The 21,713-nt window shown below is 41.0% G+C and carries 26 protein-coding genes and 1 pseudogene; 24 read left to right on the top strand and 3 right to left on the bottom strand.

Going from position 1 to position 21,713, the window contains the following annotated elements:
• The first annotated feature begins 82 nt into the window (after window positions 1-82).
• The 13 genes and pseudogenes from D8854_RS02885 (at window position 83) to D8854_RS02825 (ending at window position 8,618) form a co-directional block, all read left to right on the top strand.
• A pseudogene (locus D8854_RS02885) lies at window positions 83-1,288 on the top strand (MFS transporter).
• 128 nt (window positions 1,289-1,416) lie between these two features.
• Complete coding sequence (gene rpsF, locus D8854_RS02880; RefSeq protein ID WP_001151782.1) at window positions 1,417-1,707, top strand: 30S ribosomal protein S6; 291 nt, start codon at window positions 1,417-1,419, stop codon at window positions 1,705-1,707.
• Window positions 1,708-1,718: 11 nt separating this feature from the next.
• Window positions 1,719-2,189 carry a single-stranded DNA-binding protein SsbA gene (ssbA, locus tag D8854_RS02875; protein ID WP_000609594.1) on the top strand — a complete coding sequence of 157 codons (471 nt, stop codon included), beginning with the start codon at window positions 1,719-1,721 and terminating at the stop codon, window positions 2,187-2,189.
• Window positions 2,190-2,220: 31 nt separating this feature from the next.
• Entirely contained in the window at window positions 2,221-2,460 is a 240-nt protein-coding gene (gene rpsR / locus D8854_RS02870; protein WP_000068664.1) for a 30S ribosomal protein S18, read from the top strand.
• A gap of 197 nt (window positions 2,461-2,657) precedes the next feature.
• Entirely contained in the window at window positions 2,658-3,167 is a 510-nt protein-coding gene (locus D8854_RS02865; protein WP_125398724.1) for a GNAT family N-acetyltransferase, read from the top strand.
• Between the two features lie 81 nt (window positions 3,168-3,248).
• Window positions 3,249-4,649, top strand: a complete 1,401-nt coding sequence (locus tag D8854_RS02860) for a bifunctional Cof-type HAD-IIB family hydrolase/peptidylprolyl isomerase (RefSeq protein WP_125398723.1) — start codon at window positions 3,249-3,251, stop codon at window positions 4,647-4,649.
• Between the two features lies 1 nt (window position 4,650).
• Window positions 4,651-5,010 carry a S1 RNA-binding domain-containing protein gene (locus D8854_RS02855; protein ID WP_125398722.1) on the top strand — a complete coding sequence of 120 codons (360 nt, stop codon included), beginning with the start codon at window positions 4,651-4,653 and terminating at the stop codon, window positions 5,008-5,010.
• Between the two features lie 32 nt (window positions 5,011-5,042).
• Entirely contained in the window at window positions 5,043-5,789 is a 747-nt protein-coding gene (locus tag D8854_RS02850; RefSeq protein ID WP_125398721.1) for a tRNA1(Val) (adenine(37)-N6)-methyltransferase, read from the top strand.
• Window positions 5,779-6,063: a GIY-YIG nuclease family protein gene (locus D8854_RS02845; RefSeq protein WP_084948895.1), complete on the top strand. Its 285-nt coding sequence runs from the start codon at window positions 5,779-5,781 to the stop codon at window positions 6,061-6,063. The genes D8854_RS02850 and D8854_RS02845 overlap by 11 nt, the downstream gene beginning before the upstream one ends.
• Before the next feature lie 85 nt (window positions 6,064-6,148).
• Window positions 6,149-7,084 carry a manganese-dependent inorganic pyrophosphatase gene (locus D8854_RS02840; RefSeq protein ID WP_125398720.1) on the top strand — a complete coding sequence of 312 codons (936 nt, stop codon included), beginning with the start codon at window positions 6,149-6,151 and terminating at the stop codon, window positions 7,082-7,084.
• Window positions 7,085-7,169: 85 nt separating this feature from the next.
• The gene (locus D8854_RS02835) at window positions 7,170-7,682 is read left to right on the top strand and encodes a YiiX/YebB-like N1pC/P60 family cysteine hydrolase (protein ID WP_125398719.1); all 513 of its coding nucleotides are present in this window, start codon (window positions 7,170-7,172) and stop codon (window positions 7,680-7,682) included.
• Window positions 7,666-8,316 carry a DUF1803 domain-containing protein gene (locus tag D8854_RS02830; protein ID WP_125449487.1) on the top strand — a complete coding sequence of 217 codons (651 nt, stop codon included), beginning with the start codon at window positions 7,666-7,668 and terminating at the stop codon, window positions 8,314-8,316. The genes D8854_RS02835 and D8854_RS02830 overlap by 17 nt, the downstream gene beginning before the upstream one ends.
• Before the next feature lie 101 nt (window positions 8,317-8,417).
• Window positions 8,418-8,618, top strand: coding sequence for a CsbD family protein (locus D8854_RS02825; RefSeq protein WP_000051179.1), 201 nt, complete (start codon window positions 8,418-8,420; stop codon window positions 8,616-8,618).
• 36 nt (window positions 8,619-8,654) lie between these two features.
• Here D8854_RS02825 and D8854_RS02820 read toward each other — a convergent pair whose 3' ends face one another.
• Window positions 8,655-10,100: a UDP-N-acetylmuramoyl-L-alanyl-D-glutamate--L-lysine ligase gene (locus D8854_RS02820; RefSeq protein WP_125449485.1), complete on the bottom strand. Its 1,446-nt coding sequence runs from the start codon at window positions 10,098-10,100 to the stop codon at window positions 8,655-8,657.
• A gap of 105 nt (window positions 10,101-10,205) precedes the next feature.
• Here D8854_RS02820 and D8854_RS02815 point away from each other — a divergent pair, with 105 nt between their 5' ends.
• The gene (locus tag D8854_RS02815) at window positions 10,206-11,828 is read left to right on the top strand and encodes a putative polysaccharide biosynthesis protein (protein WP_125449483.1); all 1,623 of its coding nucleotides are present in this window, start codon (window positions 10,206-10,208) and stop codon (window positions 11,826-11,828) included.
• A gap of 100 nt (window positions 11,829-11,928) precedes the next feature.
• Here D8854_RS02815 and D8854_RS02810 read toward each other — a convergent pair whose 3' ends face one another.
• Window positions 11,929-12,294, bottom strand: a complete 366-nt coding sequence (locus D8854_RS02810; RefSeq protein WP_093585786.1) for a DUF3397 domain-containing protein — start codon at window positions 12,292-12,294, stop codon at window positions 11,929-11,931.
• A 91-nt stretch (window positions 12,295-12,385) separates the two neighbouring features.
• Between D8854_RS02810 and D8854_RS02805 the strand changes: the two genes are divergently transcribed.
• The 7 genes from D8854_RS02805 to D8854_RS02775 all read left to right on the top strand — a co-directional run bounded on the left by D8854_RS02805 (window position 12,386) and on the right by D8854_RS02775 (window position 18,379).
• Entirely contained in the window at window positions 12,386-13,342 is a 957-nt protein-coding gene (locus tag D8854_RS02805) for a TIGR01212 family radical SAM protein (RefSeq protein ID WP_125449481.1), read from the top strand.
• Window positions 13,326-13,883, top strand: coding sequence for a tRNA (mnm(5)s(2)U34)-methyltransferase (locus D8854_RS02800; protein ID WP_125398712.1), 558 nt, complete (start codon window positions 13,326-13,328; stop codon window positions 13,881-13,883). The genes D8854_RS02805 and D8854_RS02800 overlap by 17 nt, the downstream gene beginning before the upstream one ends.
• The gene (locus tag D8854_RS02795) at window positions 13,876-14,130 is read left to right on the top strand and encodes a hypothetical protein (RefSeq protein ID WP_000361095.1); all 255 of its coding nucleotides are present in this window, start codon (window positions 13,876-13,878) and stop codon (window positions 14,128-14,130) included. The genes D8854_RS02800 and D8854_RS02795 overlap by 8 nt, the downstream gene beginning before the upstream one ends.
• 11 nt (window positions 14,131-14,141) lie before the next feature.
• A complete protein-coding gene (locus tag D8854_RS02790) occupies window positions 14,142-16,196 on the top strand; it encodes a cation:proton antiporter (protein ID WP_125398711.1) in 2,055 nt (684 codons plus the stop codon).
• Window positions 16,197-16,231: 35 nt separating this feature from the next.
• Entirely contained in the window at window positions 16,232-17,116 is an 885-nt protein-coding gene (locus D8854_RS02785) for a YihY/virulence factor BrkB family protein (protein WP_125398710.1), read from the top strand.
• Between the two features lie 89 nt (window positions 17,117-17,205).
• Window positions 17,206-17,658 (top strand): MarR family winged helix-turn-helix transcriptional regulator, encoded by a 453-nt coding sequence (locus tag D8854_RS02780; RefSeq protein WP_125415297.1) that lies wholly within the window; start codon window positions 17,206-17,208, stop codon window positions 17,656-17,658.
• Window positions 17,659-17,671: 13 nt separating this feature from the next.
• Window positions 17,672-18,379 (top strand): B3/4 domain-containing protein, encoded by a 708-nt coding sequence (locus tag D8854_RS02775; RefSeq protein ID WP_125398709.1) that lies wholly within the window; start codon window positions 17,672-17,674, stop codon window positions 18,377-18,379.
• A 61-nt stretch (window positions 18,380-18,440) separates the two neighbouring features.
• On the opposite strand, the gene queA is transcribed toward D8854_RS02775, so the two are convergent.
• Window positions 18,441-19,469, bottom strand: a complete 1,029-nt coding sequence (queA, locus tag D8854_RS02770; protein WP_025168939.1) for a tRNA preQ1(34) S-adenosylmethionine ribosyltransferase-isomerase QueA — start codon at window positions 19,467-19,469, stop codon at window positions 18,441-18,443.
• Between the two features lie 147 nt (window positions 19,470-19,616).
• On the opposite strand from queA, the gene D8854_RS02765 reads away from it, so the two are divergent.
• The 3 genes from D8854_RS02765 to D8854_RS02755 all read left to right on the top strand — a co-directional run bounded on the left by D8854_RS02765 (window position 19,617) and on the right by D8854_RS02755 (window position 21,680).
• Window positions 19,617-20,324: a glucosamine-6-phosphate deaminase gene (locus tag D8854_RS02765; protein WP_000864606.1), complete on the top strand. Its 708-nt coding sequence runs from the start codon at window positions 19,617-19,619 to the stop codon at window positions 20,322-20,324.
• A gap of 101 nt (window positions 20,325-20,425) precedes the next feature.
• Window positions 20,426-21,043, top strand: a complete 618-nt coding sequence (locus tag D8854_RS02760) for a class I SAM-dependent methyltransferase (RefSeq protein WP_004245813.1) — start codon at window positions 20,426-20,428, stop codon at window positions 21,041-21,043.
• A gap of 13 nt (window positions 21,044-21,056) precedes the next feature.
• Window positions 21,057-21,680: a Type 1 glutamine amidotransferase-like domain-containing protein gene (locus D8854_RS02755; RefSeq protein ID WP_000811176.1), complete on the top strand. Its 624-nt coding sequence runs from the start codon at window positions 21,057-21,059 to the stop codon at window positions 21,678-21,680.
• Window positions 21,681-21,713 lie beyond the last annotated feature (33 nt).

Below are 21,713 nucleotides of genomic sequence, written 5' to 3'. Positions count from 1 at the left end.
AGGAAGAGGTGGAGATCATGTAAAGCACAGATTAACAAGTGACAAACACAAAGATACAAATACACTTGTTAAAGGAGAAAATATGTTTAAACGAAATTACCGGAAGAATATCGGTCTCATGGCTGGAGTGGAATTTTTTGCTTTTCTGGGCATTACCAGTTTTTGGATTTTATTTCTCAGTTAAAATGGGATGTCACTTTTGCAGATTGGCTTATTGGAAAGCATTTTTCATGCCACCAGTGTCATTTGTGAAATTCCTTCTGGAATGTTAGCTGACCGCTATTCATATAAAACCAATCTGTATTTAAGTCGAATAGCTGGGATTGCGTCGTCTATTCTCATGTTAGTAGGGCAAGGTAATTTTTGGATTTATGCACTCGCGATGGTGGTGAGTGCCTTGTCTTATAATTTTGATTCGGGGACGAGTGCAGCCATGGTTTATGATTCGGCCGTGGAGGCTGGATTAAAAGAGCGCTACTTGTCTATCTCAAGTTTTATGTCAGGAGTAGCAGAAGGAACTCGGTCTTTGGGGACCGTTTTAGCGGGGTTTTTTGTCCATGGTCAATTGCACTTGACCTACTATATCATGATTGCCACTTCGATTATCGTTCTTTTTCTAACTTGGATGTTAAAAGAGCCTAGTGTTAAAGCGCAAAAATCTGAGCGTCTGACGATGAAAAGGATTATGTTGACTGTCAAAGAGGAATTGCGGAGCAATCCCAGTCTTTTTGGCTGGATGATTCTGTCCCAAATCATCGGAACACTGATGTGTATGTTTTATTTTTACTATCAAAATCAACTGCCGGACTTAGAAGGATGGCAGATTTCGATGGTCATGCTGATGGGCAGTGTTTTGAATATCTGGTCAGTTTATCTAGCAAGTAAGATTGGAAAGATGTATGCAGCCTTAAAGCTCTTTCCAATTCTTGTGCTCTTGACAGGAGTGACTTACTTGCTTTCCTACTTTGGTACGCCACTGATTTATATTTTGATTTATTTGATTAGTAACGCCTTATATGCTCTCTTTCAACCGATTTTTGACAACGATTTACAAAAGCGACTCCCAAGTGAGGTACGGGCAACCATGCTAAGTGTCTACTCCATGATGTTCAGCCTGAGTATGATTGTTATTTTTCCTCTAACGGGGTGGTTGATTGACTATCTAGGATTTGTAGTAGCCTTCCTTTACTTAGGATTCTTTTTAGTATTAGCAGGATTTTTGTTAATATTCATTTTGAAAGAGATGGTTAGAGATTTAGAACTGAAAGATCATGTTATTTCTAAATAATAGAGATAGTTTTTTCATTTTTCTCTTGCTATCTACTAGCTTTTCTAGTATAATAGTTAATTGTGAGCAAACCTCACTTACCCCTTGCAAAGACTAGGGGTCATTAGACCAAAAGGAGGAACATATCAATGGCTAAATACGAAATTCTTTATATCATTCGTCCAAACATTGAAGAAGAAGCGAAAAACGCTTTGGTAGCACGTTTTGACTCTATCTTGACTGACAACGGTGCAACTGTTGTTGAATCAAAATCATGGGAAAAACGTCGTCTTGCATACGAAATCCAAGATTTCCGTGAAGGACTTTACCACATCGTTAACGTTGAAGCAAACGACGACGCAGCTCTTAAAGAGTTTGACCGTCTTTCAAAAATCAACGCTGACATTCTTCGTCACATGATCGTCAAACTTGACGCGTAAGAAGGTAAATTATGATTAACAATGTTGTACTTGTAGGGCGTATGACACGTGACGCTGAGTTGCGTTATACCCCATCAAATGTAGCAGTTGCGACTTTTACTCTTGCAGTAAACCGTACATTCAAGAGTCAAAATGGCGAACGTGAGGCTGATTTCATCAATGTCGTTATGTGGCGCCAACAGGCTGAAAATCTTGCTAACTGGGCTAAAAAAGGATCTCTTATCGGGATAACCGGTCGTATCCAGACTCGTAGTTACGATAACCAGCAAGGACAACGTGTCTACGTAACGGAAGTCGTGGCTGATAATTTCCAAATGTTGGAAAGCCGTAGTGTGCGTGAAGGACATACAGGTGGAGCTTATTCTGCACCAACTGCTAGTTATACAGCACCTACACAATCAGTACCAGACTTTTCACGTGATGAAAATCCATTTGGAGCAACAAATCCATTGGATATTTCAGATGATGATTTACCATTCTAATGGACAATTAATACTATAAAGGAGAAAAAACATGGCTCAACAACGTCGTGGCGGATTCAAACGCCGTAAAAAAGTTGATTACATCGCAGCAAACAAAATTGAATATGTTGATTACAAAGATACTGAGCTTCTTAGCCGTTTCGTTTCAGAACGTGGGAAAATCCTTCCACGTCGTGTAACAGGAACTTCAGCTAAAAACCAACGTAAAGTAACAACAGCTATCAAACGCGCTCGCGTAATGGCTTTGATGCCTTTCGTAAACGAAGATTAAAGAAAAGACCCGGGTGGGTCTTTTTTTCTGACTCACTCGAGTCTTTTTTCAGATTCGGTTGAACCTCTTTTTCAGACTTTTACGGGGTTCTGTTGGACAGAGCTACTTTTGACCTAGTAAGATGCTTTTTTCTTACTAGGTTATTTCTTTTCATTGTCGTGCTATAATGGTAGGAGAAAACTTTAAAGGAGCAACTTATGAAGACGACATGTTCAATTAGGAAAATGCAAGAATCTGACATTAAAGATCTATTTCGAGGATTTATCAGCCAAGGTTGGCCAAGTAGAGAGGAGATTTTAACTCGATATTTTAAGGAGCAGGAAAGTGGAGAGAGGGAAGTTTTAATTGCTGACCTTACTGGTGTAGTAGCGGGCTACATTACTATTTTACCCTATGCTAAGCAGGGTCCCTTTGCTGGAATGGCTCCAGAACTTTCAGATTTCAATGTCTTTGAACCCTTTCAAAATCAAGGTATTGGAAATCTCTTGCTGAAAGAAGCAGAAAATCGAGTTAAGCTTGTTTCGGACAAAGTGACGTTGGGTGTTGGGCTCCATTCAGGGTATGGACCTGCCCAGAGATTGTACATCAAACGAGGCTATATTCCAGATGGTTCGGGCGTATGGTATCGAAACCAACCGTTAGAAATGAATGCTACTATTCAAAATAATGATGATTTAGTTCTGTACTTATCCAAGAAGTTTGAATAAGAGATAGCACATTTTTTGGAGATGTGGGATTTCTCTACTTTATGGTATAATGGAAAGAGTTAGATTGAAAGAGGTAGAGAGATGGATGCAAAATTAAAATACAAGGCAAAGAAGATTAAGATTGTCTTTTTTGATATCGATGATACCTTGCGTACGTCAAAGACAGGTTTTATTCCAGCTACGATTCCTACTGTCTTTAAGCAGTTACGTGAAAAAGGGATTTTGACAGGAATTGCTTCTGGGCGTGGCATTTTTGGTGTTGTTCCAGAGATTCGTGAGCTCAAGCCTGACTTTTTTGTGACTCTGAATGGTGCCTATATAGAAGATAAAAAAGGTCAGGTCATTTATCAGCATCAGATTGCCAAAGAAGATGTGGAAGAATACATCGCTTGGACAAAACAAGAGGGGATTGAATATGGCTTAGTTGGCAGTCATGCTGCTAAACTCTCCACGCGAACAAAACTGATCAGTGAGGCTATTGATCCGATTTATCCAAACTTGGATGTGGATCCTGACTTTCAGGAAAAAGTAGGCATTTACCAGATGTGGACCTTTGAAGATAAAGGAGATGCCTTGTGCTTGCCAGAATCTTTATCGGATAAACTTCGCATGGTGCGTTGGCATGAACATTCATCTGATATCGTGCCTATTTCAGGTTCGAAAGCCACAGGTGTAGCCAAGGTTGTGGAGCATCTAGGCTTGAAACCAGAGAATGTCATGGTCTTTGGAGATGGTCTCAATGACTTGGAACTCTTTGATTATGCTGGAATCAGCATTGCCATGGGAGTTTCCCATGAAAAAATCAAAGAAAAAGCAGATTATATTACAAAAACAGTAGAAGAAGATGGCATTTTTGATGCCTTAGAAGGATTTGGTATGGTAGAAAAAGAATTGCATTTCCCACAAGTAGACATTGAAACAGTAGAAGGTCCGTTGGCGACCATTAAGACAAATCACGGAGACTTGCGTATCAAGCTTTTCCCTGAGCAGGCTCCCAAAACAGTAGCAAACTTTGTTGCGCTTTCAAAAGACGGTTACTATGATGGTGTGATTTTCCACCGTATTATCAAGGACTTTATGATTCAAGGTGGAGACCCAACTGGTACTGGTATGGGCGGAGAGTCGATTTATGGCCAAGCTTTTGAAGATGAATTTTCTGAAGAACTTTATAATGTTCGTGGGGCTCTGTCTATGGCCAATGCTGGGCCAAATACCAATGGCAGTCAGTTCTTTATCGTGCAAAACCAACACTTGCCATACTCTAAGAAAGAGATTGCGCGTGGTGGTTGGCCAGAACCAATCGCTGAGATTTATGCAGAGCAAGGCGGAACTCCTCACCTTGACCGTCGTCACACTGTTTTTGGGCAATTGGTCGATGCAGAATCTTTTGCAGTCTTGGATGCCATTGCAGCTGTTGAGACTGGTGCAATGGACAAGCCAGTTGAAGATGTGGTAATTGAAACGATTGAAATTGAGGACTAAGATGAAAATTGGTGATAAGCTAACTGGGCGTATTACAGGAATCCAGCCCTATGGTGCCTTTGTCGAATTAGAGACAGGGGTGATTGGGTTGATCCATATTTCAGAGATTCGGACAGGATTTATTGAAAATATCTATGAAGTTTTGAAAATTGGTGAAGAGGTGCAAGTTCAGGTTGTTGATTTGGATGAATTTACTGGTAAAGCCAGTCTTTCCATTCGCACTCTGGAAGAAGAAAAGCATCAATTGCCAAGACGGAGACGTTTTTCAAATGATCGAATCAAGCATGGTTTTGCTCCACTTGGTCGAATGATGCCTGTTTGGACGCGTGAAGCCCTTAACAATTTGAAAGAGAAAAACTAGTCTATTAGATTTCGTATTTTTAAAATCAATATATGGAAGAACAATTATTAAAATCAGGAGAGCGCATCAATCAGCTCTTTTCGACAGATATCAAAATCATTCAAAATAAAGAGGTGTTTAGCTATTCGGTAGATAGTGTTCTCTTATCACGCTTTCCTCGCTTCCCTAAACGGGGCTTAATTGTGGACTTTTGTGCTGGAAATGGTGCAGTGGGACTTTTTGCTAGTTCACGTACTCAGGCGCGGATAATATCTGTAGAGATTCAGGAGCGCTTGGCAGATATGGCAGAGCGTTCGGTTCAGTTGAATGGCTTGGAAGAGCAGATGCGAGTCATCTGCGATGATTTGAAAAATATGCCTGCCCACATTCAGGGAAGTAAGGTAGATATGATTTTGTGTAATCCGCCTTATTTCAAGGTGGATCCGCATTCCAATCTCAACGAGAGTGAACACTACCTTCTGGCCAGACACGAAATTGCGACTAACTTAGAAGAAATTTGTCGAAGTGCTCAGAGTATTCTCAAATCCAATGGACGTTTGGCCATGGTTCATCGTCCAGATCGGCTCTTGGATATCTTAGACATGCTTCAACGCCACAATTTGGCACCTAAGCGCCTGCAATTTGTCTATCCTAAACGAGAGAAGGAGGCCAATATGCTCTTAATCGAAGCTATCAAGGATGGATCGACAAGTGGCTTCAAGGTCCTGCCACCACTCATTGTTCACAATGATGATGGTTCTTATACGCCAGAAATTCAAGAGATTTACTATGGATCATAAGGCCTATATGTATGTGGTGGAGTGCCGTGACGGTTCTTACTATACGGGCTATACAACGGATGTGAAGAGGCGCCTTGCCGTTCATAATAGTGGTAAGGGAGCCAAGTATACCCGAGCTCGCTTACCAGTCAAACTCGTCTATGCAGAAGGCTTTGCCAGTAAGGAAGAAGCCATGTCTGCGGAGGCTCTCCTCAAACGCAAGAAACGTCCACAGAAAGAACGATTTTTATCTGAAAATCAAGAGAAAAATCTAGTCAATCATATTGATATCTAATGAGGAGTCCTTTGGCTCCTCTTACTTTTGTCAAAAAAGGAAAAAAGTGCTAAAATAAGATGAATAAATTTAAAGAGGTATTATCATGTCTAAGATTCTAGTATTTGGTCATCAAAATCCAGACTCAGATGCCATCGGGTCATCTGTAGCCTTTGCCTATCTTGCAAAAGAGGCTTATGGATTGGACACAGAAGCAGTTGCTCTCGGTACTCCAAACGAAGAAACTGCTTTCGTTTTGAACTATTTTGGTGTAGAAGCACCACGTGTTATCACATCTGCTAAAGCAGAAGGTGCAGAGCAAGTTATCTTAACTGACCACAATGAATTCCAACAATCAGTGTCAGATATCGCTGAAGTAGAAGTTTACGGTGTTGTAGACCACCACCGTGTGGCTAATTTTGAAACTGCCAGCCCGCTCTACATGCGTTTGGAACCAGTTGGATCAGCCTCATCTATCGTTTACCGCATGTTTAAAGAACATGGTGTAGCAATTCCTAAAGAGATTGCTGGTTTGATGCTTTCAGGTTTGATTTCAGATACCCTTCTTTTGAAATCTCCAACAACACACCCATCTGATAAAGTCATTGCTCCTGAATTGGCAGAATTAGCAGGTGTCAACTTGGAAGAGTACGGTCTCGCTATGCTCAAGGCTGGTACCAACTTGGCTAGTAAATCTGCTGAAGAATTGATTGATATCGACGCTAAGACTTTTGAACTCAACGGAAATAAGGTTCGTGTTGCCCAAGTCAATACAGTTGATATTGCTGAAGTCTTGGAACGCCAAGCTGAAATCGAAGCAGCAATGCAGGCAGCTAATGCTGCAAACGGCTACTCTGACTTTGTCTTGATGATTACTGATATTGTGAACTCAAACTCAGAAATTTTGGCTCTTGGATCAAACATGGACAAGGTGGAAGCAGCCTTCAACTTCAAACTTGAAAACAACCATGCTTTTCTTCCAGGTGCCGTTTCACGTAAGAAACAAGTGGTACCTCAGTTGACTGAAAGCTTTAATGGCTAATAGCCTGAGTGATAATTGAAATGAGGAAACGTTAGTTTCCTTATAGCTAAAGGGGTCTCGGCTCCTTTTTTTCTAGGAGAGAAAGATGTTAGAAAATGGCGATTTGATTTTTGTGAAGGACCTTTCAGATATGGGGCAGGCCATCCAGGCTTCTACTGGGAACTATAGCCATGTCGCCATCTTTTTAGACGGTTTGATCTACCATGCTAGTGGGCAAGCAGGTGTCATCTGTCAAGAACCAGCTGAATTTTTTGAACCGACTCATCTCTATGACCTTTATGTCTATCCAGAGATGGAAGCTGACTTAGTAAAGGAAAGAGCTAGGAATCATTTAGGTGCACCCTATAACGCCTCCTTTTATCCAGATGGGGCTGGCTTTTACTGCTCCCAGTACATCGCAGAAATTCTCCCTATTTTTGAAAGCGTACCGATGAAATTTGGTGATGGGGAGCAGGAGATTAGTGATTTTTGGAGGGAATATTACAGGGAACTCGAACTTCCTGTGCCCCTGAATCAACCAGGGACCAATCCCAGTCAGTTGGCAGCATCCCCTCTTTTAGAATGTAAAGAAAGGAATCTTCATGATTCAAATTTTTAATCCCTCCCGTTTGACTCGACAGCCATTTTTTATAGATTTAGTGGACTATCTGGACCAGCATGACGATGTGATCCTTCGAGAAATCAAGGCTCAGTTTCCAGATGTGGCAGTTGATAAACTCATGGAAGAGTATATAAAGGCAGGCTTGATACTAAGGGAAAACAAACGCTATTTTCTCAATCTCCCCTTTTTAGAATCTACGGAGGATTTAGCCCTTGACCAAGAAATTTTTATCAGAGAGAGCAGTCCAGTCTATCAAGCCTTACTGGAGCAGAGTTTTGAGACGGAATTGCGCAATCAAACCAATGCTGCCATTTTAGTCGAACGTACGGACTTTGCAAGAGAAAAGATGACCTTATCCAACTATTTCTACAAGGTCAAGCACCAATCTCCTTTGACAGAAAAACAGCAGGAACTCTATGCCATTTTGGGAGATGTCAATCCTGAGTATGCCCTCAAGTATATGACGACCTTTTTACTGAAGTTTCTCAAAAAAGACCAACTGATACAGAAACGTCGTGATATCTTCGTTGAGAGTCTAGTCGTCTTGGGCTATGTTGTGCAAAACGAAGAAGGGAAGTATGAGTTGGCTGTTGATTTCGACAAGGAACGGTTGACTTTCTATTTACCTTAATTGCTTGCTTTTGAGCAGATTATTTGACTTTACTAAAGAATAAGCATAAACTGAATGTAAGCGATAACGTTTATCGTATTAAAAGCAAAGGAGACAGAGCTATGTCACTTGAAAATAAATTGGATCAAGCAACTGGTGCTATCAAAGAAGGATTTGGTAAAGTTACTGGCGATAGCAAGACAGAAGCAGAAGGTACTGTAGAAAAAACAGTTGCGAAAGCAAAAGAAGTTGTTGAAGATGCTAAAGGCGCTGTAGAAGGTGCCGTTGAAGGTCTTAAAAATTCATTTAAGAAAGAAGACTAAAAAAATCAAGGGAATGTTTTCCTTGATTTTTTGATTTTATAGATAACGTTCTGCGATGGCTGCGTCCCCAGGATAGTCTTCTTTCTTTCCTTGGACAATCTGGTAGCAATCAGCTCCCTTACCAGCAATAATCACGGCATCGAGTTCTTGATTTGTGATGGTCATCGCTGTCTTGATAGCTTGTTCACGATCGGCAATCTTTTCAACGGGATGACTGATATAGCTGCTGATTTCTTCAGCAATGGCCATTGGATCTTCATAGTTGGGGTCATCAGCAGTCAGAAAGACTTGAATTTCAGGATGTTGATCGAGGAGAAGTCCAAAGTCTTTGCGACGACTTTCACCCTTGTTTCCAGTCGAACCGAGAACCAGAGCGATCTTTCCAGTTTGATGGGTTTCAACAACAGAAATCAGTTTTTTCAGACTATCGCCATTGTGGGCGTAGTCGATGAAGACCTTGGCTCCATTTTTCTGTGTGAGGACTTCCATACGTCCAGGGACGCGGGTTGTAGCGATTCCTTTTTTGATATCCTCCAGACTAGCACCTAGACGGAGGCAGGCAAGTCCTGCAGCGACTGCATTTTCTTGGTTAAAGTGACCGATGAGTTGAATATCATAATCTCCAGCAAGTTTACCAGTAGCTGAAAAGCTAAAAGCTCTGGAATTCTCGATTTGGTTACTTGACTGGCTACCATAGAAGTCATGTTCTTGATGTTCCACTTGTTCCTTCAGTACAGAGAAGTGGTCCATGTCGCTGTTAATAACAACTGCTCGGCTATTTTTCATCAAGAGACGTTTGTGGTAGAAGTAATCTTCAAAACTAGGATGTTCAATTGGTCCGATATGATCAGGGCTGATATTGAGGAAAACTCCTACATCAAAAGTCAGACCATAGACTCGTTTGACCAGATAGGCTTGACTAGAGACTTCCATGATGAGATGAGTTCTACCATTCTTAACAGCCTGATCCATCATATCAAAGAGATCAATGCTCTCAGGAGTTGTGAGGGCAGATTTAAAGAAGGTCTTACCATCTAAGGTTGTATTCATGGTAGACAGCATAGCTGGGCGATGGTGTTGAGCTAAGATGTTATAGGCAAAATAGGCCGCTGTTGTCTTACCCTTGGTTCCAGTGAAGGCGAGAATTTTGAGTTTTTCTTGTGGATTGCCATAAAATCCCATAGCAATCAAACTCATGGCTTTTTTGATATCGTTCACAATGATGACGGGGATACCGACTTCGTAGTCCTTTTCTGCGACATACCAAGCTAAGCCTTGACTTATAGCGGATAGGAGGAATTCTTTTTTAAAGGCAGCGCCTTTTGCAAAAAAAAGAGTACCTTCTTTTACTTTTCTGCTGTCATAACTGATGCTATCAAAAACAACTTCACTGTAGTTGTAGTGGTAATGTCCTTGATCAATAATCTCGCGAAAAAGGCCATCTTTCTTTAAAATATCTAATGCGGTTTCAATCTTAATCATACTTTCTATTATAAACTTCAAGTCTGAATTTTACAAGTAACAAGGAAAAGTTTATAATGGAAGATAGGGAACTTTTCCTAGTTATCAAAATTGAATGAGGAAGCTATGTCTAACGAAAACAATCACCAGCAAGCCCAGATGTTGCGAGGGACTGCTTGGCTAACAGCTAGTAACTTTATTAGTCGCCTCCTTGGGGCTATCTATATTATTCCCTGGTATATCTGGATGGGGACTTATGCTGCCAAGGCAAATGGACTCTTTACCATGGGCTACAATATTTACGCCTGGTTCTTGCTGATTTCGACAGCGGGTATACCTGTTGCGGTCGCCAAACAAGTGGCTAAGTACAATACCATGCGAGATGAAGAGCATAGCTTTGCCTTGATTCGGAGTTTCCTAAGCTTTATGACGGGCTTGGGTCTAGTCTTTGCCTTGGTCTTGTATCTCTTTTCTCCCTGGTTAGCAGACTTATCAGGTGTGGGGAAAGACCTGATTCCCATCATGCAGAGCTTGGCTTGGGCAGTTTTGATTTTCCCATCTATGAGTGTTATCCGAGGCTTCTTCCAAGGGATGAACAACCTTAAGCCCTATGCCATGAGCCAAATCGCCGAGCAGGTGATCCGTGTTATCTGGATGTTGCTGGCCACTTTTATTATCATGAAGATGGGTTCTGGGGACTACTTATCAGCCGTTACCCAATCGACCTTTGCAGCCTTTGTGGGAATGGTGGCTAGTTTTGCAGTCTTGATCTACTTCCTTGCCCAAGAAGGTTTACTCAAAAGAGTCTTTGAAACACGGGATAAGATCAATAGTAAGCGACTCCTGGTTGATACCATCAAGGAAGCCATTCCCTTTATCCTGACAGGATCAGCCATCCAGCTCTTCCAGATTTTAGACCAGATGACCTTTATCAATAGTATGAAGTGGTTTACCAACTACAGCAATGAAGACTTGGTTGTCATGTTTTCTTATTTCTCTGCCAATCCTAATAAAATTACTATGATTTTGATTTCTGTCGGTGTCTCGATTGGAAGTGTTGGTTTGCCACTTTTGACGGAAAATTATGTTAAAGGTGATTTGAGAGCTGCTGCTCGCCTGGTTCAAGATAGTATGACCATGCTCTTTATGTTTCTATTACCAGCAACTGTTGGAGTCGTCATGGTGGGTGAGCCTCTCTATACAGTCTTTTATGGCAAGCCAGATAGTCTGGCCATGGGCTTGTTTGTCTTTGCGGTTTTACAGTCTACTATTTTAGGCTTGTATATGGTTTTGTCTCCTATGCTTCAGGCTATGTTTCGCAATCGCAAGGCAGTTCTTTACTTTGTCTATGGATCAATTGCTAAGTTAGTCTTGCAATTGCCAACCATTGCTATTTTCCACAGCTACGGTCCCTTGATCTCAACGACCATCGGTCTCATCATTCCAAATGTTCTGATGTACCGAGATATTTGTCAGGTGACGGGTGCACGTCGAAAGATTATCTTGAAGCGGACAATTTTGATTATGATTTTGACCATGGTCATGTTTATTTTGGTTGGTTTCCTACAGTGGATTTTAGGATTTTTCTTCCAACCAACAGGACGCTTCTGGAGTTTCCTCTATGTAGCCCTTATCGGAGGTCTCGGGGGAGGACTCTATGGTTTAATGAGTCTTGGCACTCACCTATTGGATAAGATTATTGGGAAACCTCAAGCAGACCGCCTACGAGCAAGATTTAAACGATCTTAACAAAATAGATTTATAAATAAAAGGAATGCTGGCCCTTTGTTAAGTATCTGGGTTAGCTGACACATAAATTAAAATCCCTAGAATCAGTTGTTCTAGGGATTTATTGGGGTGTGAGCATGATTAACTCTACAATCATAGCGATATAGAGGACTAATGTCAGGAGAAAACCTGCTCTCCAGAAGAATTTGATAAATTTAGGGTAATAAAAACTTCGTTTTTTGACAAGGAAAAAGACTACAAGGAGAATTGCTAAGAGTGAAAGTGCGACTCCAAGTCGCGGTAGAAAGTTGTGGGTAAAGGCTTTAGCAGTGATAAGGTAATACTCGAATACCAAAAGTGGAAAAGCTAAATCCGCAAAGTTCAGTCCTAGTTTTTTCAGTTTAAAAAGTTTTGTTACAATGATGGAGACCACGAGGGTTAATACCAACAATAAGGTAGCTGCTATTTTCATTAAAATCATACCCATATTGTATCATAAAAAAACGCTAAAGGAAATGAGAAACAAGGGAATTTGTAGGAAAGTCAGGCTTTTGAGATTGTGGGTGTTTTTTGTTATAATGAAAGTTATGAAATCTTATAATACCTTGAATGATTATTATCGAAAACTCTTTGGAGAAAAGACTTTCAAAGTTCCGATTGATGCGGGGTTTGACTGTCCAAATCGCGATGGAACTGTGGCTCATGGGGGCTGTACCTTTTGTACGGTTTCGGGCTCTGGAGATGCCATTGTGGCACCAGATGCACCTATCCGTGAGCAATTTTATAAGGAAATCGACTTTATGCACCGCAAGTGGCCAGATGTTAAAAAGTATCTAGTTTATTTCCAAAACTTTACTAACACCCATGAAAAAGTAGAGGTAATTCGGGAACGTTACGAGCAGGCTATCAACGAGCCAGGTGTAGTAGGAATCAATATCGGAACACGGCCAGACTGTTTACCCGATGAAACCATCGAATATTTGGCTGAGTTATCGGAACGCATGCATGTGACGGTAGAATTGGGCTTACAGACAACCTTTGAAGCAACCTCCGACTTGATTAACCGTGCCCATTCTTATGAATTGTATGTGGAAACAGTAAAACGCTTGAGGAAATATCCCAAGATTGAGATTGTTTCCCATTTGATTAATGGTTTGCCCGGTGAGACTCATGAGATGATGATTGAAAATGTTCGTCGATGTGTTACGGACAATGATATTCAAGGAATTAAGCTGCACTTGCTTCACCTCATGACCAATACACGGATGCAGCGAGATTACCACGAAGGACGTTTGCAACTGATGAGTCAGGATGAGTATGTCAAGGTTATCTGTGACCAGTTGGAAATCATTCCCAAGCATATCGTCATCCATCGAATTACTGGAGATGCACCTAGAGATATGCTGATTGGTCCCATGTGGAGCCTCAATAAATGGGAAGTTTTGAATAGCATAGAGAATGAGATGCGACGCCGTGGAAGTGTGCAAGGATGCAAGGCTGTAAAACAGGAGTTTGAAAATGAAAAGACCACTTGAGATGGCACATGATTTTTTGGCTGAAGTCGTGACAAAAGAGGATATCGTTGTGGATGCGACCATGGGCAATGGTCACGATACGCTTTTTTTAGCCAAGCTAGCCAAGCAAGTCTATGCCTTTGATATCCAGAAACAAGCTTTAGATAAAACCCAAGACCGTTTGAATGAGGCAGGTTTAGAAAATGTCCAGTTGATTTTACAAGGGCATGAGACACTCGACCAGTTTGTGACAGAAGCTAAGGCAGGGATTTTTAATCTTGGTTATTTGCCTTCTGCTGACAAATCCGTCATCACACAACCTCAGACTACTATCGAAGCCGTAGAAAAGCTTTGCCATTTGCTTGTCAAAGGAGGACGGATTGCTATCATGATCTACTATGGTCATGAGGGAGGAGACAGCGAGAGGGATGCTGTGTTGAATTTTGTTAGTCAGTTGAACCAACAAGAGTATACAGCAGCCATTTATCGGACTCTCAACCAAGTTAACAATCCACCGTTTTTAGTTATGATTGAGAAATTAGAAAGATATAGACATGGATAAGCAATACCTACGTGAGAAATTAGAGGCTATGCGCCAAAATTTTGTTGAGTCAACGCATCACGAGAGAGCAGTCGGGGTGCTCGACGAAGCACATATGAGCAAGAAAATGCTCAAAATCAAGAAAAAATTAGTGGCTCTTGAAATGGAACGATGTCAGAAAAAAATTGAGCACAAAGACTGTTCCAAGATTGATCAGAAAATCCAAGAGCAGAAGGAGATGTTTGAATTTTGTTGTAAAAAAGACTAAGGAGGGTCTAGATGACACTACTAATTTACCTGATTCTATTTTTATTAGTCTTAATCGTTTCAACTACGACCAATAAACTTTTGCCTTTTTTGCCCCTCCCCCTAGTACAAATCCTTTTGGGGATTGGGATTGGCTTATTTGTTCCCGATACGGACTTTCATCTCAATACAGAGCTGTTTCTGGCCATGGTTATTGGCCCCTTACTTTTCCGAGAGGCAGAAGAAGCCGATATTACTTCTGTTTTGAAACACTGGCGCATCATTGTCTACTTAATCTTTCCAGTAATTTTCATCTCGACCTTGAGTTTGGGAGCCTTGGCTCATTTCCTTTGGCTCAGTCTTCCCTTAGCTGCCTGTTTGGCTGTTGGGGCAGCGCTTGGTCCGACGGATCTGGTAGCCTTTGCTTCTCTTTCTGAACGTTTTCGTTTTCCCAAACGGGTTTCCAATATCCTAAAAGGAGAAGGCCTTTTAAATGACGCTTCTGGTTTGGTTGCCTTTCAGATGGCTCTTGCTGCTTGGACAACAGGAACTTTTTCTCTCAGCCAAGCTGGGACTTCCCTAGCACTTTCTATCCTTGGTGGTTTTGTAGTCGGTTTTGTGACGGCTATGGTCAATCGTTTCTTGCATAGCTTTTTACTGAGTGTGCGAGCGACTGATATAGCGAGTGAACTCTTGCTAGAGCTAAGTTTACCACTCATGACCTTTTTTATCGCAGAAGAGTTTCATGTTTCAGGGATTATCGCAGTAGTGGTTGCAGGTATTTTGAAGGCCAGTCGCTTTAAGAAAATTACGCTCCTTGAGGCCCAGGTAGACACTGTGACGGAGACCGTCTGGCACACCATGACCTTTATGCTAAATGGATCAGTCTTTGTCATCTTGGGAATGGAATTGGAAATGATAGCAGAACCTATCCTGACCAATCCCCTTTATAACCCCTTACTACTATTAGTATCGGTAGTTTTGCTGACATTCTTACTTTTTGCCATTCGCTTTGTCATGATTTATGGCTTCTATGTTTGGAGAACACGACGCCTCAAGAAAAATCTTCGTAATTACATGAAGGATATGCTCCTTTTGACCTTCTCTGGTGTAAAAGGAACGGTCTCTATTGCAACCATACTTCTCATACCAAGCAATCTAGAGCAGGAGTATCCCCTCTTACTTTTTCTAGTAGCGGGTGTCACGCTATTAAGCTTTCTAACAGGTCTCTTAGTTCTTCCCCACCTTTCCGAGGAACAAGAAGAAACCAAGGATTACCTCATGCACATTGCGATTTTAAATGAGGTCACAGCAGAATTAGAAAAAGAACTGGAAGGGCATAAGAATAAACTTCCCCTTTATGCAGCTATTGATAATTATCACGGTCGAATTGAAAACCTAATCCTTAGTCAAGAAAACAAGAGTGCCCAAGAGGACTGGGAGGCTTTAAAACTCCTCATCTTGAGTATCGAAAGCGATGGTTTGGAGCAGGCTTACGAGGAAGGGAAAATCGGTGAACGTGGTTATCAAGTTTACCAACGCTATTTGAAAAATATGGAGCAGAGTATTAATCGCAAGGTTGCTTCCCGCCTAACATATTACTTCCTTGTGTCGCTCCGTATCTTGCGTTTTGTCCTGCATGAATTGCTGACCTTTGGCCAGACCATCCGGAGTTGGAATGACAAGGAGCAACGTCGACTTCGAGCTATTGACTATGATCAAATATCCGAACTCTATCTGGAGAATACGGAGTTGATTATCGAAAGTTTGGAAAACCTAAAAGGAATCTACAAGAGTAGTCTGATCAGCTTTATGCAGGAGTCTCGCTTGCGTGAAACAGCTATTATCGGTAGTGGTGCCTTCGTCGAACGTGTTATCACTCGTATCAAACCAAACAATATCGATGAAATGCTAAGAGGTTACTACCTAGAACGTAAGTTAATCTTTGAATTCGAAGAGAAGAAATTGATTACAACCAAGTATGCCAAGAAATTACGGCAAAATGTCAACAATCTTGAGAATTATTCTCTAAAAGAAGCCGCAAATACCCTACCCTATGATATGATGGAATTAGTCAGAAGAAATTAGTTTAGAAAATCAAGTTGTATTAGGAGGATAGCAACATGAAAAAGTGGTGGAAAGAGCTGATGGAACGGCCCTTGTTGAAAGCTTTTTTACATTTTTATCAAGCTTCCGATAGTGAACTAACCAGTGTTGCGGTTGCCTACTATTGGTTGATTTCAATCTTCCCCTTGCTGATGATAATGGTCAATATTTTGCCCTATTTTCAGATTCCGATTTCAAATTTTTTGCTCACCATCAAAGAATTTGTACCAGATACAGTCTATGATGTGGTTGCAAAGATTGTCCGAGAAGTCCTGACTCAACCATCGACTGGTTTGCTGAGTTTTGCAGTCTTGTCAGCCCTTTGGACCTTCTCGAAATCGATGGATTTCCTCCAAAAAGCTTTTAATAAGGCCTATGGAGTGGCCAAGAGCCGAGGAATTATCTCCCATCAATTGATGAGTTTGCTCGTCAGCTTTGGTTTGCAAATTCTTTTTGCCTTAGCCTTATTTTTGAGTATGTTTGGGCGTATGTTGCTCAACCTAGTCAAAACTTACTGGCAATCAGACAGTCCTTTCTTTGATTATCTACAGGACTTTACAGGCCCTTTGATTTATGCCTTGCTCTTTGCCATCTTGGTCATGCTCTACTATTTCCTTCCAAATGTCAGAGTCCCTCGTATTCGCTACGTTTTTCCTGGTAGTATCTTTGTTTTGCTGACGCTTGTCTTTCTTTTGAATATCTTTTCTGTTTATTTCAATAACTATGTCAACCATCTAGTCGACGTCCGATTTTTCAGCTCCATTATCGTTGTGGTGATGATGTTCTGGTTTATTCTCATCGCCAAGATTCTGATTATCGGAGCAGTTATCAATGCCAGTGTACAGAGTTTGAAAGATCCAAAGTTTCGTGATAACACATTCTTTTTAAAAAATGAAGAATAAAAAAAGACGCTTTGAAAACAAAGTGTCTTTTTATTGCATTTGCAACAAAAATGTGCTATTCTATCATCATAGATGCGAAAGGAGGAAACATGTCGTTATTACGCGAAATCGGAGTTATAGCCCGTGCCCTAGATTCTATTGCTAATATTGAGTTTCGTGATATTGAACTAGCTCGTGGGCAATACCTTTATTTAGTACGGATCAAGGAGAATCCAGGAATCATTCAAGAAGCCTTGTCGGATTTACTGAAGGTTGACCGTTCGACAGTTGCTCGTTCAGTAAAAAAACTGGAAGAAAAGGGGTTAATAAAACAAGGAATGACCAGTACAAATCGGAAAAATAAAGAGTGGTTTGTCACTGAAAAAGGAGATGCACTTTATCCTTTTATCCTTGCTGAACATCACTATTCAGAGAATTCTGCCCTAAAAGGATTTTCTAGGGAAGAGGCCAGGGAACTGGAGAGCCTACTAATTCGGGTTAGAAAAAATATTACAAGTGATTGGGATATGGTCAAAAAAGGCCAGAAAAGAAATTATTTATAATAAGAGGTGAAAGATGAAAGTTATCGTTGAAAATGAATTTTGGAGCTTGTTTCCAGAAGCACAGATTAGCGTTTTAGCAGTAAAGGGATTAGATAATACAGTTGATGAAAGCAAGGATTCCTATTTCAAAACCTTGCTAGATAAGGGAGCTAAACGAGCTGAGGATTTCATTTCGGATGAGAATTTTACTCAGAATGATGTCATTCAAGAATGGCGTCAGGCTTTCAGCAAGTTCAAAACGAAAAAAGGAGCACGCTCCTCTATAGAAGCTCTGCTTAAAAGGGTCAGTCAGGGAAGAGAGTTTAATCCCATCAATCCCTTAGTAGACATCTATAATAGTGTCTCTCTATCTTATGCTGTTCCCTGTGGTGGCGAAGATGTGAACAAGATTGTAGGCAATCTTCATCTTGGTCAGGCTAAGGGAGGAGAACCTTTCTTTCCACTAGGAGCTGAAAACGATGCTCCTGCACTTCCAGAAGAGCTGATCTATTATGATGATGAGGGAGCGGTTTGTCGCTGTCTCAACTGGAGAGAGGCGCAGAGAACCATGCTGACAGAAGAGACAAAAGATGCTGTCTTAGTGATTGAAGCGATCAATGCTGAACAGGCAACACGTGCTCGGGCTGCTATGGAAGAATTACAGGACTTGGTAAAGGATTACTTTGGTGTTCAAGGCAAACTGGTTCATCTGACTTCTGAGTCCCCAGAAATTACACTTTAAACAGAAATAGCCCTGTCATCTCTTAGGAATAAACTATCCTAAAGAAATGACGGAGCTATTTTTAATAGATAAACATAGCATCACCAAAGCTAAAGAAGCGGTATCGTTCTTGAATAGCATGGTGGTAAGCATCTAGGACTAAGTCACGACCGGCAAAGGCAGAAACTAGCATAACAAGAGTTGACTTGGGTAGGTGGAAGTTGGTTGAAAAAGCATCCACAACCTTCCAGTCGTAGCCTGGCTTGATAAAGATATTGGTCCAGCCAGAATCTGCTTGGATTTGCCCATCAAACTTGGAACCGATGGTTTCCAGTGTGCGGATCGAAGTAGTTCCAACAGCTATAACACGACCTCCATTTTCCTTAACAGAGCGAAGGGTGGCTGCGGCTTCATCAGAAAGTTGGTAGAACTCTGAGTGCATTTCGTGTTCGTCCAGATTGTCAACAGAAACGGGTCTAAAGGTTCCTAAACCAACGTGGAGCGTTAAATAAACCAAATGGACACCCTTGGCTTGGATTTCTGCTAGCAGTTCTTTAGTAAAGTGGAGACCAGCAGTAGGTGCGGCAGCAGAACCACTTTCTTTAGCGTAGACCGTTTGATACCGTTCACGGTCATCTAGTTTTTCATGGATATAAGGCGGTAATGGCATTTCACCTAGACTTTCCAAAACTTCTAGGAAAATTCCTTGGTATTCAAAGCGGACAATGCGGCCCCCGTGGGTCAATTCTTCCGTAACGACAGCGCTGAGGCGACCATCACCAAAGTTGACACGAGTGCCAACCTTGAGGCGTTTGGCAGGTTTGGCTAGGACTTCCCACTCATCACCACTAGTATTTTTGAGCAGGAGAAGTTCCACATGGCCTCCTGTTTCTTCCTTTTGACCATAAAGGCGGGCTGGTAGAACACGGGTGTCGTTCATGACAAGGGCATCACCTGGTTCCAACATATCGATAATGGAGTGGAAGTGCTTATCCTGAAATTCTCCCGTCTCACGATTGACGATGAGGAGTTTGGAGGCATCTCGTTTTTCAAGTGGTGTTTGGGCAATCAATTCCTCTGGCAAGTGGAAATCAAAATCAGCTGTATTCATTTTTTTCATCATTCTTTCTAACTTCTAATTTTATCCATTATAACACGTTTCAAGTTTGGACGCTCTTTTTTTGGAAATTAAATCGTTTTCACTTGACAAAAATTGGTCTATACCATATAATGAATATAGAAATATGGAGGATATAAAATGAAAGTTATTAAAGTTGAAAATCAAGTCGAAGGTGGAAAAGTAGCTTTTGAGATTTTGAAGGAAAAATTGGCCAATGGTGCTCAGACTCTAGGACTTGCGACAGGAAGTAGCCCGCTTGAATTTTACAAGGAAATCGTTGAGAGTGACCTTGATTTTTCAAATCTAACCAGTGTAAACCTCGATGAGTATGTAGGGCTTGATGGGGACAATCCACAGTCTTACCGTTACTTTATGCAAGAACACTTATTCAACCAAAAACCATTTAAAGAAAGCTTCTTACCCCGTGGGATTAAGGACAATGCTGAAGCTGAGGTAGAACGTTACAACCAAATTTTGGCTGACCATCCTGTTGATTTGCAAATCTTGGGAATTGGTCGCAATGGACATATCGGTTTTAACGAGCCTGGCACTCCATTTGACAGTCAAACGCATCTAGTCGAACTTGACCAATCTACAATCGAAGCCAATGCTCGCTTCTTTGACAAGATTGAAGACGTCCCAACCCAAGCCATTTCAATGGGAATTAAAAATATCTTGGATGCCAAGTCAATTATCCTCTTTGCTTACGGTGAGTCGAAAGCAGAAGCCATTGCTAGAACAGTATCAGGCCCAGTAACTGAAAGTCTACCAGCAAGTAGCCTGCAATATCACCCTGATGTGACTATTATCGCAGATGCTGAGGCACTCAGCCTGCTTGAAAAATAAAATTAGGACCATTTGCTCTTTGGAGTGAGTGGTTTTTTACTTCAAATGTTTACTGTTCTGCTAAAGTGGTATAATATAGCTATACAGGGGAGGATCGAACTTTGGTTTATATAATCAGTTTTATTTGTTTTTTACTTTTAATGTTACTGTTTTTTCGTCTCATTCAGCAATCAAAGAACCCTTCGGGCTTTCTAGGAAAACGAATGATGAAATTGTGGAATCGAGCCTATCTCCCCATGTTTGTATGGGCAATTCGTCATCTGGATAGGACATTTTACCCTGTAATCTTAGATGTAGGAGTTGGAAATGGCCGTTCAACCATCCTACTGAAAGAAACTTTTCCGCAAAGTACCATAACTGGAATCGATATTTCAGATGCTGCAATAGCTCAAGCCAAACAGATAGAGATAACTAATTTAAATTTTGAACGAAGAGACGTTAGGGAGACAGGCTTTTCTGATGAAAGTGTTGATTTAATCACAGCCTTTCAAACTCATTTTCATTGGCAGGATCTAGAGGCTTCTTTTATAGAACTTCGAAGAGTACTCAAATCAGACGGGATGCTCTTGCTGGCTTGTGAATATAACAAGTTATCTTATTTTTTACCAGAGGTTCAAAGCGAAGAAGCATTTAGACGATTCTTGTTATCAGTAGGCTTTGAGGTCATAACTAGTCAAAGAAAGGGATCGTGGATCCTTTATAAAATTGTTAAAAACTAATGGAGGTACAATCATGAAACAATTATTTTTATGTTCATACTTTGCTGGAGTCAAAAAGCTTTTTAGCGATTATGCAAAGGAAAAGAATCTAGAAAACAAGGTTTTATTTATTCCTACCGCTGGGAACAAAGAGGATTATACTGCCTATATCGATGAGGCTCAGCAAACATTCAGAGATTTAGGATTTGAGATAGCGGTTCTAGATATTGCTTCTTGTGATCGAGAAACTGCACAGGCAAAGATTTTCCAAAGTAAGATTCTTTATATCTCAGGCGGGAATACCTTTTATTTATTGCAAGAATTAAAGAAAAAGCAACTCCTATCTCTCATCAAAGAGCAAATAAGAGATGGGTTGGTCTATGTGGGAGAATCAGCAGGGGCTATCATTACCGCCAAGGATATTGACTACAATAAACTCATGGACGACAAGACGGTAGCGAAAGAGTTATCGGATACAGCGGGATTGGATGAAGTGGAGTTTTACATCCTTCCACATTATGGTGAGGAGCCTTTTACTGATAGTAGCAAGAAGACCTTTGAAACCTATAAAAATCAGCTCGACTTAATGCGAATGAACAATTCACAAGCTGTTATTGTAAATGATAAAGAAATAAAAGTTGTTTCTGAACAGGATTAAAATAAATTTCTTTTTGCTATTATAATGTCCATT

It is taken from the genome of Streptococcus mitis (assembly GCF_003943905.1).
Lineage (GTDB): Bacteria > Bacillota > Bacilli > Lactobacillales > Streptococcaceae > Streptococcus > Streptococcus mitis_BC.
The sequence above is the reverse complement of the archived record's forward strand: the minus strand, read 5'-3'. Positions and strand labels throughout refer to the sequence as shown.